The organism is Nostoc sp. JL23, assembly GCF_017115065.1.
Taxonomy (GTDB): Bacteria; Cyanobacteriota; Cyanobacteriia; order Cyanobacteriales; family Nostocaceae; genus Nostoc; species Nostoc punctiforme_A.
The window spans coordinates 15202-29115 of the sequence record NZ_JABXKN010000128.1 but is presented as its reverse complement, the minus strand read 5'-3'; the positions used below and the strand labels follow the sequence as shown (position 1 = coordinate 29115).

At 41.3% G+C, this 13914-nt stretch carries 13 protein-coding genes; 8 read left to right on the top strand and 5 right to left on the bottom strand.

Annotation, left to right across the window (positions count from 1 at the left end; all coding sequences use genetic code 11):
* Nucleotides 1-37: 37 nt before the first annotated feature.
* From HWQ42_RS26290 to purT, 3 genes are all read left to right on the top strand, one after another.
* On the top strand, nucleotides 38-1792 hold the full coding sequence (locus HWQ42_RS26290; protein WP_292817149.1) for an ABC transporter permease subunit: 1755 nt from the start codon (nucleotides 38-40) through the stop codon (nucleotides 1790-1792).
* Between the two features lie 103 nt (nucleotides 1793-1895).
* Complete coding sequence (locus tag HWQ42_RS26285) at nucleotides 1896-2378, top strand: pentapeptide repeat-containing protein (protein ID WP_292817147.1); 483 nt, start codon at nucleotides 1896-1898, stop codon at nucleotides 2376-2378.
* Nucleotides 2379-2443: 65 nt separating this feature from the next.
* Nucleotides 2444-3607 (top strand): formate-dependent phosphoribosylglycinamide formyltransferase, encoded by a 1164-nt coding sequence (gene purT, locus HWQ42_RS26280; protein WP_292817145.1) that lies wholly within the window; start codon nucleotides 2444-2446, stop codon nucleotides 3605-3607.
* 244 nt (nucleotides 3608-3851) lie between these two features.
* On the opposite strand, the gene HWQ42_RS26275 is transcribed toward purT, so the two are convergent.
* Nucleotides 3852-5255 (bottom strand): serine hydrolase, encoded by a 1404-nt coding sequence (locus HWQ42_RS26275; protein WP_334955264.1) that lies wholly within the window; start codon nucleotides 5253-5255, stop codon nucleotides 3852-3854.
* Nucleotides 5256-5953: 698 nt separating this feature from the next.
* Here HWQ42_RS26275 and HWQ42_RS26270 point away from each other — a divergent pair.
* On the top strand, nucleotides 5954-6586 hold the full coding sequence (locus HWQ42_RS26270; RefSeq protein ID WP_292817143.1) for a DUF1003 domain-containing protein: 633 nt from the start codon (nucleotides 5954-5956) through the stop codon (nucleotides 6584-6586).
* 471 nt (nucleotides 6587-7057) lie between these two features.
* Here the strand turns inward: HWQ42_RS26270 and crtH are convergent, their stop codons facing one another.
* The gene (gene crtH / locus HWQ42_RS26265; protein ID WP_292817141.1) at nucleotides 7058-8569 is read right to left on the bottom strand and encodes a carotenoid isomerase; all 1512 of its coding nucleotides are present in this window, start codon (nucleotides 8567-8569) and stop codon (nucleotides 7058-7060) included.
* 391 nt (nucleotides 8570-8960) lie between these two features.
* Between crtH and upp the strand changes: the two genes are divergently transcribed.
* From upp to HWQ42_RS26250, 3 genes are all read left to right on the top strand, one after another.
* On the top strand, nucleotides 8961-9611 hold the full coding sequence (upp, locus tag HWQ42_RS26260; RefSeq protein ID WP_292817139.1) for a uracil phosphoribosyltransferase: 651 nt from the start codon (nucleotides 8961-8963) through the stop codon (nucleotides 9609-9611).
* A gap of 75 nt (nucleotides 9612-9686) precedes the next feature.
* Entirely contained in the window at nucleotides 9687-10040 is a 354-nt protein-coding gene (locus HWQ42_RS26255) for a hypothetical protein (protein WP_292817302.1), read from the top strand.
* A 129-nt stretch (nucleotides 10041-10169) separates the two neighbouring features.
* Nucleotides 10170-10439, top strand: a complete 270-nt coding sequence (locus HWQ42_RS26250) for a YggT family protein (RefSeq protein ID WP_292740822.1) — start codon at nucleotides 10170-10172, stop codon at nucleotides 10437-10439.
* Between the two features lie 213 nt (nucleotides 10440-10652).
* Here the strand turns inward: HWQ42_RS26250 and HWQ42_RS26245 are convergent, their stop codons facing one another.
* Nucleotides 10653-11084: a biotin carboxylase gene (locus tag HWQ42_RS26245; RefSeq protein ID WP_292817137.1), complete on the bottom strand. Its 432-nt coding sequence runs from the start codon at nucleotides 11082-11084 to the stop codon at nucleotides 10653-10655.
* 87 nt (nucleotides 11085-11171) lie between these two features.
* Nucleotides 11172-11756 (bottom strand): Uma2 family endonuclease, encoded by a 585-nt coding sequence (locus HWQ42_RS26240; protein WP_292817135.1) that lies wholly within the window; start codon nucleotides 11754-11756, stop codon nucleotides 11172-11174.
* Between the two features lie 223 nt (nucleotides 11757-11979).
* Here HWQ42_RS26240 and HWQ42_RS26235 point away from each other — a divergent pair, with 223 nt between their 5' ends.
* Nucleotides 11980-12594 carry a hypothetical protein gene (locus tag HWQ42_RS26235; protein WP_292740818.1) on the top strand — a complete coding sequence of 205 codons (615 nt, stop codon included), beginning with the start codon at nucleotides 11980-11982 and terminating at the stop codon, nucleotides 12592-12594.
* Nucleotides 12595-12639: 45 nt separating this feature from the next.
* Here the strand turns inward: HWQ42_RS26235 and HWQ42_RS26230 are convergent, their stop codons facing one another.
* Nucleotides 12640-13839, bottom strand: a complete 1200-nt coding sequence (locus HWQ42_RS26230; RefSeq protein WP_292817133.1) for an alpha/beta hydrolase — start codon at nucleotides 13837-13839, stop codon at nucleotides 12640-12642.
* Nucleotides 13840-13914 lie beyond the last annotated feature (75 nt).

The window sequence follows — 13914 nt, the reverse complement described above, 5'->3', positions numbered from 1 at the left end:
ATAAATATCACTCCCCATTTTTGGAGAATTTTTTCCGATGATGCTCAATTTAATAGACAAAATCGGTGATTGGAATCCACAATTATTCCGCGAACTTAAAGGACGGCTGAAATTCTTTAATGTAGTGATCGCAGTCGCAACATCCCTACTTCTACAATTGGTAGTTTTTTTATATCAGTTACGGGAATTTCCTGATGATAGGTACTCCCTAGTGGGTACATATTGTCGTTTGCGTAAAGTATATGAACCACAACAAAACCAGGTTTTCCAGCAACCAAATAATCATAGAGAATTTGCTGACTTCAATGATTTTCTATCCAAGAATTTTTGCCCACAAGACCAAATTGATTGGCAATTGTGGTGGCGAGATCACTTTGAATATATATTCCTAACGTTTAGTGTAATTTTTATATTTACACTATTAGTTGCAGGAACTTATTTGCTAATCAACGATCTAGCCAAAGAAGAAAGTCGCGGCACATTGAATTTCATCCGTCTCAGCCCGCAATCAGAAACAAGTATATTGACTGGTAAGTTGCTAGGAGTTCCGAGTTTAATTTATCTCGTTATCTTAGTTGCAGTTCCTTTACATTTGTTTGCCGGAAGTTCTGCCGAAATTGCCTTTAGTTACATTTTGAGTTACTATGCAATTCTTGTTGCTAGCTGTATTTTCTTCTACAGTGCTGCACTCCTCTTTGGTTTAGTTAGTCGTTTGTTTAGCGGTTTTCAGCCTTGGTTAGGTAGTGGTGCAGTTTTATTTTTCTTGTTCACAACGATGTTGATAGCATCGTCTTCTAACAACAGTTTAAATAATTCAACTGCTTGGTTAAGGCTTTTCGCCCCTTGGGATACAATAAATTATCTGTTTTCTAACTGGTTAAATGTATATAATGATTCTCCCCTGAACAACTTGGAGTTTTTCTATTTACCGTTAGGAAAAAATATTGTTAGTCTTGTTGGCTTTTATTTATTGAACTTGGGATTGTGCAGTTATGGAATTTTGCAAGCTCTAAAACGTTGCTTTCGTAATCCTCAAGCCTCAATCATCAGCAAGAGACAAAGTTATTTATTGGTAGGTTTTTGTCAGGTGATGATGTGGGGATTTAGCTTACAATCTTGGCGAAACAATTTAAGATTTAATGAATATGTTGCACAAAACTTAATTTTCCTGGCGATATACAATTTGGGATTAATTCTCAGTTTGATTGCTGTTCTTTCGCCTCATCGTCAAGATGTACAAGATTGGGCAAGATACCGACATCAGGAAGTTTCTAGTCGCAAGAATGTTTGGCAGGATCTAATTTGGTCGGAAAAAAGCCCTGCAATTTTGGCGATCGCTATTAATTTGACAATTGTTGCTATACCTTGGCTAGTCTGGATTGCACTTACATCTGTTTTTGATACAGAGCATAGTGAGAATTTTGACAGGTTGAAAGTACTTTTAGCTATAGCTTTGTCTATTAGCATCATCATGATTTACGCTACCATTGCCCAATTGATACTTTTGTTGAAAACTCCCAAACGTTCTTTCTGGGCAATAGGTACTATAGGTGTGGTAACATTCGTACCACCGATAATTCTAGAATTTCTCGGCATCTCCTTGTGGAAACATCCTACTATATGGCTGTTTTCAACTTTTCCTTGGGCCGCGATACAATACTCTGGGGCGACAACAATTTTTATGGCATTCCTAGCTCAGGTGAGTGTTTTAGCGTTGTTGAATTTCCAGTTAACAAAGCAGGTAAGATTAGCAGGCGAATCTGCTACAAAAGCATTATTAGCAGGACGTTAAGTAAGTAGTTATTCATTAGAACCCCGATTTCTTTGAGAATTCGGGGTTTTTGCATTAAGGTTAAACTTTTAATTAGCACAGGTATTACGACAATCTGACAATCATGCTAAATCTGCCGACTCAAGACCTACGCTATACAGCCATTCAGTTTTTAGAACAAAGTCCCCCACAACGTCTACAAATTCTTAAACAACTGGGTATCGCTCGTTATGATTTTCTAACTCAGATACGCCTAAATGAACCAAATATCATCTGTATGATGCGGTTTTTTAAATATCCAAGTCAGCTAAAGTTTCCTAATCTTATGGGAGCAGATTTATCTGGTTTAATTTTAGATGGAGTAAACTTGATTAGAGGAAATTTATTAGAAGCAAATCTACAAGGTAGTAGTTTAGTCAATGCAGACCTTTTGTTTGTAAATTTTACGAAAGCCGATTTGAGAAATGCAGATTTACGAGGTGCAACTTTGAATGAGACTATCTGGTTTGAGACCCTAGTAGATAAGTCTCAGCTTGGTAGAGGTACTGGTTTAAATCATCTGCAACGTCAAGATTTACAACTACGAGGAGCGATATTTAATTCTTGAGAAGTTAGTAATGAAAACACAAAAAATTATAAGATTATTGAATTGATATTGGTCTGGATAAGTTAATGAGTATTAAGTTGCCCCAAAAATTGATGCTGTTGGGTTCAGGAGAATTAGGTAAGGAATTTGCGATCGCAGCTCAACGTCTTGGTAATTATGTGATTGCGGTTGACCGCTACGCCAATGCTCCGGCGATGCAAGTTGCTGATGCTTATGAAGTTATTTCTATGCTCAGTGCTGATGATTTAGAAGCTGTGGTGACGAAACATCAGCCAGATATTATTATACCAGAAATTGAAGCAATCCGAACAGAAAAACTCATCGAATTTGAACAGCGAGGGATTACAGTTATACCGACTGCGGCTGCTACTAACTATACAATGAACCGCGACAGAATTCGCGAACTAGCACATCAAGAATTGGGCATCAGAACGGCTAAATATGGTTATGCAACAACTCTAGAAGAATTGATTGTAATTTCGGATAAAATTGGCTTTCCCAATGTTTTTAAACCTGTGATGTCATCATCAGGGAAAGGTCAATCTGTAGTGCAGGATAAGAGTGAAGTTGAGAAAGCTTGGAATTATGCGATCGCTAATTCTAGAGGAGACAGTCAAAAGGTCATCGTAGAAGAATTTATTAACTTTGAAATTGAGATAACTTTACTGACAATTAAACAGTGGAATTCACCGACAATTTTCTGCTCTCCTATTGGTCATCGCCAAGAAAGAGGCGATTATCAAGAATCGTGGCAACCCGCAGATATTTCTGAAGATAAGATATTAAAAGCTCAAGAAATAGCGATAAAAGTCACTGATGCTTTAGGAGGAGCCGGAATTTTTGGCGTTGAATTTTTCATTACTAAAAATGAAGTGATTTTTTCAGAGCTTTCTCCTAGACCTCATGATACGGGAATGGTGACATTAATCTCACAAAATCTCAATGAATTTGAACTACATCTACGAGCTATTTTAGACTTGCCAATTCCTCATATAGAACAGCTAGGAGCCTCAGCAAGTGCAGTAATTTTAGCCTCAGAAAAATCTGATTCTGTTACTTTTAGTGGTGTCGCCGATGCTTTGTCAGAAAAAGATGTAGATATTAAATTATTCGGTAAACCTAATGCTCATCCATATCGGCGAATGGGAGTAGCTTTGGCTAAGGGTGTTAATGTCCAAGAGGCTAGGAAAAAGGCTACTAAAGCCGCAAGTAAAATCACAATTATCTAATTACTGTAGGGGTGTACATCTGTGCAGTGGTGTCAACTTAAGCTCAAATGCTTATCCCCACATACACTTTACCCCACCCCCAACCCCTCCCCTTGCCAAGGGGAGGGGCGGTTTTGGCTTTAGACAAAACCGGGGTGGGGTGACGCGGATAGTGATGGTAAGCGAGTGGACTTAATATCAGGTGATTATAGGGCTTTCACGTTAACTTGACACCTATGCGCAGCTAGCTCTGTGCGCCCTACTCCTATCTTGTAGCACTATTAAGCGAATTAACCGCAGCAACCGGGTTGGTCTGATTCAGATAATCGTAAACTAATCGGGAAACTTGACGGATAAAGTCTCTCCCTCTGGTGTCTTTATAAGGACGAGTGACAAAGATAGCCGCCAGGTAACGCTTACCATTGGGCATAGTTACAAACCCTGCATCGCCGATGAGAAAGCCGATATCTCCGGTTTTGTTGGCGATAACTGCACCTTTCCCCAAACCAGCGGGGAGCAGTGTGTGAATTGTGGTGTGACGCAGAATATCTAAGGCTTGTTCTCGACTTTGTGGCGAAACTAACTTGTTATTCACAATTAAAGCCAGCACCCGCGCCATATCTTGAGAACTTGTGGTGTTGGTTCCTCTCAAGTCAGCTAAGAGATGGCGAATTACTGTGTCTTTCAGTCCCCAACTACGGAAGCGCTGATTTAGTTTCGCCGCTCCACCTAAGCGATCGATAATCATGTTGGTGGCGGTATTATCACTAATGGTAATCATCTTAGTGATGGTTTCTAAAGCTGTGTACTTCTTCCCAACTCGCTCATATTGCATACTTCCAGAACCATTGGTAACTAAGTCACGCCGCATAGTCAGGTTTTCCTGAAGGGTGACTTTACCAGCATCTAAATCCTGGAAAAAGGCAATGAGTATTGGCAGTTTGATTGTACTAGCAGCTGGGAAAACGCGATCGCCTCCAATATCCAAATAATCTCCAGTATCCAAATCCAAGAAAAACATTCCTGTTTTCAGAAAGCTGTAGCGACTCATCAAGGCTTTAATTTGAGGTTCCAGCGCTTTCATCGGTGAATGCATTGGAACCACACCAGCAAAGAGAGTGCTACTATCATTCACTCTTGGAGAAATACTCGGAGTTATCTCTAAATATTGCGGCTGGGTTGCAGTCAATCGTATTGGCTTGGGTAACTGCACAGACCAATGATTGGGGGATTCCTCTTGCAGTTGCACCTGTGCTAAATCAAAGGTGTAGTCGGGTGCTAAAGTAACTACCATGCGGGTAGTCTCTGCATTAAACTGCTCGATGCGAATGTCTCTAATTACTGGCCCCACTCTTTGACTAGTCTGTGGATATCCTAATGTAACTCCAGACAAATCAATTACCAGACGAGTCGGGTTGTTAAGTAATTGTACCTTCGGTTGAACATTCTCATCTGTGGTGAAGTCCAGATGGTTGCGATTGCTATCAAAATGCCAATTTGCGATGGCTACGCCCGCCGCAGGCATCGCACCATTAGCTTTAACAGTGGAACCAAACAGGAGCAAGCTTAAGAGGCTGGGTAGAAACCAGCTAAATTTTACAATATTTTCTTTGTGTGTGAGTAGCATCAGCGATCGCTTTGTGTGTGAGGAAGACTCTTGAACCAACAAAAGCCGCCCACCATTAAAGCACAATTATAAAAAGTTTTGTAAATTGCAGTGAAAAGGCACGGTAAGAAGCAACAGAACCGATTTTGAGCGTGGCGTAATCTATTGCATCCACGCACGAATGCGTTTGCGTATCGCAGCTGATGACTGTTTCTCCGGCGTGAGCCACGATGCCACAATTGTGTCACTGAAGGCTTTTATTGCGAAATCTACAGTAGATATTCGATAGGAATACCACATAAACATGAGTGTTATCCTGACATAACATTGACATCAGAATGACATATCTAAAAAGTATAAAATAAACTATAGTTTTAACAAATCAACATAATTTATATTTAGTAACTGCGCTGGTTACAAGCTATAAAATTTTTCAATGATATTTCAGCAGCTAAAGCATTGTCAAAATTACCATATAAACCATGTGCGAAACCTGTTTCGTTCTGTACCTCAACTGAAGTCAGGTATCAAGAGCAAAAATCTCAAGATATCATTGAGGCGTTTAGTCTTAATACAATATTGAAACAAGAAATTTGATGCTATGATTCTGTTTCAATATCTCTGCTTGATTCAACAGCAATAGCAATCTGCCAGAATCTGTCTATAGGTACTTTCATATATTTTTCTACCTAAAAGTATACATATATAGCTAAAACTTGAGTTATTGATTTAGAGAAATCAGTACTACAAGAAAACTGTCCATGTTTTCCCAAGATAAACCAAATCCAAAAGATTCACCGCAAGTATCATCTTCAGCGCCTTGCCAAACCATTTTGCCTACAGCCCCATTGCCGGAAGCGATTAGTCAAAATATCGAGACTATTATTGCCCTGCACAGACGTTATGAAAAAGACGTACCTCAACATCAACGGTTTGTAGAAACGGTAACAGCCTTTTTTGGTCGTCCGGTATTCCTGTATAGCATCCTGTTAGGAATTATTCTGTGGGTAACACCCAATGTATTACCACGACGTTTAGGCATATCAAGATTCGATCCCCCGCCATTTTCTTGGCTACAATTTTCACTGACCGCAGGTTCCCTGTTAGTAACAACAGGGGTGTTGATAAAACAAGAGCGTCAGGAAAAACTAGCAGAGCAACGGGCGCAACTTAGCCTTCAGCTTAACCTGCTCTCTGAGCAGAAAATCGCAAAACTTATTGCTTTAGTTGAAGAATTACGCCAAGATATTCCCAATGTCAAAAATCGCTCTGATCCGCAGGCCCAAATAATGAAGGAAGCTGTTGATCCCCAAGCGATTCTAGATGCATTAGAAGAGACTTTAGCATCAGAGTTAGCTAATTTTCAGAATCAAAAAATACCAGATCAAGAGTAAAAATGCTGATCATTATGTTAGCAAAAGCACTAAGAATAGTAACTTTTTGATTGTATTTGCTGCCCATCTCAATACGTTTTAGATAACTTGGAGAGGTAGTTTGGAGGCACTTAAAGTGAAGAGATTAAATTTAAATACTATTGCTTCCCCAGCACTTTCTTCTACTTCGCTCAAAGAACTCGCTTTAACAGATAACTTTTTTAACCAAACCGTATTGATATAGCAATCCTAATTGAGTTGTGAAAAATATAGATTAGGAAACGAACCGCCAAGGACGCCTTCTCTGCGAGAGGCTCTGCCAACGCGCAGCGTCTCGAAGAGAAGGACGCAAAGGAAAGAAAGAAGAAAGAGAGATATAATTTTCACGAATGATTTAGGACTGCTATAGTTACTCAGATTGTTAGGGTAGCTATCAGCTTCACTAGTAAAGCTATCCGCTTACTAGGTTTTTTGCGTAGGCTGTTTCTGTAATTAAAATCCTAAATCTACGGCAATACGGTGGGCGCAAGCAAACCCAGAAAAAGCGACTGCATTCAAACCTTGACCCGGAAAGGTACTATCCCCTACACAATAAAGTCCTGAAATAGCTGTGCGATTAAAGGGCATATTCAATAATCCCCACAACTTACGCCGAGGAATTGGCCCATAAGTGCCATCCTCACGACCCAAAAAGCGGCGATGGGTGCGCGGTGTTCCGACTTCTAAATAATCCAATCCGGCATCTAAACCGGGAAAAAGCTTCTCTAGGCGGTCAATAATTCGCCAAGCTGCCTTTTCTTTCTTCGCTTCGTACTCACTCGGAGAAAGTTCTTGCCAATCATCAATCCAGTGAGGCGTGAAGGCATGAATGATGTGATATCCATTTGGTGCTAAATCTGGGTCAAGCAATGTGGGAATCGAAACAAACACTGTGCCTTCTGATGCTGTCATCTTTTCCCAGTCTTCCAGCAAAATATGGTGGCACTCTGTCCCCGCAGGTAAAACTGACTCCTTTACCCCAATGTGCAAACTCAAGAAGCTTGGAGATTTTTGATAGTTTTGTTGCCACTTTTTCTCATTATCTGGCATTGCTTCTACTGGTAGTAATTGTGTAAATGTATCCCAGCGTGTAGCATTAGAAACTATGCGTTTACCCCGATAGACTTTACCATTAGCCAGTTGTACACCTACCGCTTTTCCCTGTTCTGTGAGAATTTTGGTGACTCTAGCTTGGTACTGAATCTGACCTCCAGCCTTCTCTAAACCTTCCACTAGTTTTTGAGCAATTTGTCCGACTCCGCCTTTGGGATAGTTAACTCCGCCATAATGCCTGTCAGAAAAGACCATTCCAGCATTAATCATTGGTGTCATGTCTGATGGAACCACCGACCAGCAATAACATTCCATATCGATAAATTTCAATAATTGCGGGTCTTTGATGTAACGCCGCGCCACATCCCCGGCATTTTGGGGCAAATACTTGGTTAAACCGAGACACGCCAAAGGATGCTGGAAAAATACCCGCAGTAAATACCGAGGTTCTTCTAGCGACAGCAAATCCATACTGTTAAGGCACTTGAAGACTTTTTGGCATTCGTCATAAAAGCGACGAATCCCTTGTTCTTCATGAGGAAAATGAGCAATAAGATTTTGCAAAAATTTTTCATAAACCCGATCAACCTTCAGGTCTAAACCTTGGGGTAGATGATAGTGAATCTGCACCGGATCTGCGATCGCTTCTTGGCTGACATTTACAGCTGATAATGCACGGGTGAGTAAGTTGGTTGTACCGTTCTGTCCCAGCCCAAAAATCATTGACGCACCAACATCAAATCGATAGCCTTGGCGTTCAAAATAACCAGCGCTACCACCGGGAATCAAATAACGTTCCAGTACCAGCACTTTCGCTCCCTTCGCCGCTAACTGGGTCGCTGTTACTAATCCGCCAATCCCAGACCCAATTACGATCGCGTCATTTGTCATTTGTCCTTTGTCCTTTGTCATTTGTACTGAGCGTATCGCTAAAGCGAAAGCTCCGCTAACGCGTAGCGTCTGTCTGCGACACGCTGCGCGAACGTAGAGAAGTAAGTATTTGTCCTTTGTCCAGAGTCAATCAATATTTAATTTAACTAATGACAAATGACCAATGACCAATGACCAATTAAAAAAAAAGAGGGACGAGCCTGCTACTGCTGGCTAATCCCGTCTGCCGATCCTTAAAAGAGAGGAGAACACTTTATAAGAATATAGTCTTGATTGAGAATATATGTCAACTACTAATGAAAACTTTTATCAATAAAATTGGGATTGTTAATTTTAAGCTGTCAGCCGGATGCAGGAAAGAGTATTATGGTGTTTCAGTTCTTATACAATAAAAAGGCGCCTATTTCTGGCTATGACGCTACAATTGCGCGTTTATGTTCCACCCCATCCCCTGATCAAGCACTGGCTAGCAGTTGCCCGTGATGCAGGCACGCCTTCAGTATTGTTCCGCAGTGCCATGACTGAGTTGGGAAGATGGCTGACTTATGAAGCTGCACGAGACTGGTTGCCGACTCAAGAAATAGCAGTACAGAGTCCCTTAGATACCTGTCCAGCAACGGTGATCGATCCGCAAGTACCTATGGCAGTAGTGCCGATTCTGCGGGCTGGGCTAGGATTACTAGAGGGAGCGCAGACTTTACTGCCTTTAGCATCGATTTACCACCTTGGCTTGGCGCGAGACGAGGAGACTCTGCAACCTCATTGTTATCTGAACAAGTTACCAGAAAAATTTGACCCCCAAACACGAGTGTTAGTTACCGATCCAATGTTGGCAACTGGAGGGTCAATTATGGCGGCAATGGCAGAATTGACACAACGGGGTGCTGACCCAGCTTTGACGCGGATTGTTTGTGTAGTAGCGGCTCCACCAGCTTTACAAAAATTGAGTGAAGCTTATCCAGGTTTAATAATTTACACCGCTACTATTGACGAAAAACTGGACAGCAAGGGATATATTGTACCGGGATTAGGAGATGCAGGCGATCGCATCTTTGGGACTTAAGCTAGTATGCAGCTAGGGCAGGAAAATAGCATAACTACTGTAAAAGTTGCAAGGTTTGTTGAAGGCGGTAAAGATATGAGTCAGCGAGATGGTTTTGGCAGTGGTTTTGTAGCAGGGGCGTTTGTTGGTGGCGTATTTGGCGGTGTTATCGGGGCGCTGATTGCTTCTCGACGCGATCCAGAATTGCTAATAGAAGATGAGACAGAACTGACAGATAGCCAAGCCGAAGCTAAGAAAATAGCAGCAAAGCGGCGTCAGATGAAAGCCTCAGAAAGTGAAAGCATCGGCATAGAAACGGCCAGGCGATCGCTAGAAGATAAAATTGCCCAGCTAAATGCCACAATTGATGAAGTGCGGAAGCAACTGGGAAATGTTAATAGCAGTTCACCCCAAGCAACTAATGACCGCTCCCTCACTAAAGACTCCTGAAGTTTGTTCAGGCGTGGTAAAAGTGTCAAGTGTGGTAAACGTGAAATCCGCAAACACTTTTGACTTTGGACTAAATTAAAATTAAAAGATAAGACCGCGTTTGACACCTAGTAGGAAACCAAACTATCCATGAGTTTACTGATTACCACACTAATTACCTTTGTCAGCTTTTATAGCTATTTGCTAATTATCCGGGTTTTGCTAACTTGGTTCCCGACAATTAACTGGTATAACCAGCCATTTGCCGCTTTAGCCCAGATAACCGATCCTTATCTGAATCTATTCCGCTCAATTATTCCCCCATTGGGCGGTATGGATTTTTCGCCCATCTTAGCTTTCTTAGCACTCAATCTACTTAGTGGGCTTCTGAGTGCTATTCCAGCTAGCCTGCCCTTATAGAAAGAAAGATTTTGATTACTACCTTGGTAAAAAATTGTGTAGAGACGTTAAGCATACAAGCGTCTCTACGATTTTTTACGAATTACTAATTAACCCAAGTTGCTAGTTATCAAAAAATACCATTATGCAAAACTAACTAGCAACTTACGTTAATTACCTAGCCTGTTTCTCGCCTTTGGCGAGTACTACGCATTAAAAATTACGAATTACGAATTACCTACGCACTTGACCGCTAAACCCCGCAGCCTTGAATTGCTTCAGCTTCAACGGAGTAGGCTGATTTGCCGGTACAGAAATTCTCAATTCAAAATCGCTAATACCTGGTGGTAACTCGGTAATAGAGCCTAAGCGAGTGCGGTTTTGCATTACCGAGTCATTATTGGCATCATAAATGCGTCCAAAAATATCTGCGTCGTAGACTGTTTTATTAGTGCCATTTTCTGCCTTGCCAATGACAAGAAAACAATTGGCAGCCGCGCTACCACTACTGATAACAGCCCCTTGTGCTAGTTCTGGTGGACAATCTTTATAAGAGACATCAAATAGTTTAATCTGTGTCAGGGCTACAGCTGGGGGAGTAATCACCCACGATAGAAGGGTAATGAGACATGAAATAAAAACGACTGTGAGTGAACGCAACCGCATAAAATACCCCGTGATTTAATTCAATAATTATTAACTGATAACCTCAGCTTACAACATACACCTACTCTCTATTCTCTAGTTCCCTGATTAATTCGCTACTGCAAATACCTGCTCCACCATCAATTCCCAATCAGGTACTATATCTGATGCAATGGTTGCCGTACCCTTCAAGACCGTATCTTCATATTGTCCCTCGACCCACTTGCAAACGGTGATTTGTTTTAACTCAGGATCGACAATCCAGTACTCAGTAATACCTCTAGCTGCGTATTCTGTGCGCTTGTAACGGTAATCGCGGCTGCGGTTCTCAGTTCCGGGGCTGACGACTTCAACCACCAGCGCAGGCGGAGGCATATCGCGGGTAATCAGATTGCGAGGACTGCCAATCAAAGCCACTTTCGATTCCGTATGCAACACCAGATCGGGTAGGCGACAGGTTGCTCGCCGCCCACTAACTTCAACTTCAATGTCCTTGTAAGCCAGTAAGGTAATAGGAAAACGCTTTGCCAACTCGAATAATAGAAATTTGGCAATATCACAATTTTCCTGGCTCTCGGTTGGCATTTCTACTAGCTCTCCATCCACTAATTCATAGCGGGTATCAGTGCGATCGTCATAAGCCATAAATTCCTCAAAAGTCAGGAGTTTTGTGGGATGCTGAGTTTGAGTCATCGCAGTTTTCCTAACTAGGTGATAAATAGGTCAACACTAGAAAATACCAAACCGATACCAAGAACTTAGGAGACAGGAGAAAGAATCAAGTTTTTCTCCTGACTTCCTTGAATATTAGGCATCTTACATTTAATTATGTCTATATTTAACTACAGGGTGATTGGAGACTTGAATTTAACATTTGTAATAATTAGGGGAATAACCCCTCAATTGCTATTAACTTATGACTCCAGATGAGATTGAAGTAGCTATGTTCGCAGCCTTTAATGATTGTGATGCAGCAAGCTGTCCTCTCACTGACACGCAGAAACAGATATTACTGCAAGTGATTGAGCAAATTCAGGGAAATTCTACCTCTGGGAAGTCAAATATTGCTAATCCTCTAGACGAACTTACGCCAGAGGAGTTAGAAGTATTTTTACAATTTGTTAAGGATGAAGAACAACGCAACCGTACTTGGAAAGTGCAATTACTCAACGACTGGTTGCTGGAAAATGACTCTGGAACGGTACAATTTATTCGCCAACGCTATGGTTTGCAGTGGCTGAATCGGGTTGAGTCATATCATTTTGACAAGTATTCTTATTTTGAGGATGCACTGAAGTTAAGAGTAGGCGATCGCATTGAAGTTTCCAATGCACTATGGGAATGGGTGCAGGAGGATGGGCCTTGTAAGCGGGAATGGTTTCCCTGTATGGTGATTAAGGTCGAGGAAATTAGCGATAGCGATGATTCCTCTACTAATTGCGTCGTCCGCTTCTTCAACGGCGCTGAATATGAAATTCAAGGTATGTATGAATGGAATCGCTATAATTGGCGCTGGCCTCAAAAGGAGTAAGGAGTGCTGAGTTTTTAATACTTGTGAATGAGTCTGTTAATAAAATCATTGCCTGAACAACGCCCAAGCCAAAAACCTCTCAGTATAATACAACGCTAATTGATTGCTCACACCGTTGAAAACAGCATCAAAAGCGTGTTCTGCCCAAGGAATTTCGATAAAAACCGCAGTGTTGCCATCATGTAAACGTTCATACATCTGTCTGCCAAATCGCGCTTGCACCAAATGGTCGCGACTGCCGTAAATTAATAAAGTTGGCGGTAAAAGGTGCGTTAGGTAATTTATCGGTGAAGCAATTTCATACCGATTAGGCAATTCTTCTAAAGAACCACCAAGAAATGCTTTTAAAACAGCGCGAGAATTTATAGGATCGGGATTTGGTGGTGTTTTGTATCCTTCAGTTAAATTAACAGGCCCGTAATAGTTCACCACAGCACGAATGGGTGGTGCATCAGGTTCATAAGCCGCTAGCATTGCTAGATGTGCCCCAGCAGAACGTCCTAAAAGTACCATACGTTCTGAATCGGCTTCATATTCAGCTGCATGTTTGCGAATAAAATTTAGGGCTGTACGCACATCATCTAACTGAGAGGGAAACTGATATTGAGGTGCGTGTCGATAGTCGATCGCAAATACCGTATATCCCTGATTAGCAATATATTGATTAAACTCGGAATTGGCATGAGTATTACCATATTGCCAAGCTCCACCATAAATTACTACCACTGCTGGATATTTCCCTACCTCTGAGGGTTGGTAAACTTCCATTTTTAAAGGTACTCCTCCAGGAGAAGCAAAGAGAATATCTTGTTGATGACGCGTTTTCCCTAATGGAATACCCCAGAATAAATTAACTAAGTCAAAGGGATGGGTTTGCATTTTAGCCCTTACTTTGACTGGAATTTGCTCTAGATAATTTGCTCCCAACCCTTCTTTCATCGCTTTAGCCATCTGCATTTGAGTTGGTGGAATATTCACTAGCACCCATCCACAAGTTAGCAATCCGATTAAACTGAAAATGCCAACTAAACGCTGTAATTTACGGCGACGGATATAGAATAAAGACAGCAATAAAAAGAGCAAATTTAATAAAAATAACCAAGGGCTGACTTCTGGCGCTCCTACTGCTAGCGTGAGTAAAAACATATTTGGAGCCGGAAGAATAATCCAAGAACTAAGAAATAGAGTTGCAAAACTGAGTACTAATACCAGCCATGATAAAGCTATTTTGGGTTTAAGAAACATCGATTAAAATGCGGTAATAATGGCTTCAAAGAAATACAATTTATCTGCTAATGCTAAGTTTGGCAATAGTTCTAT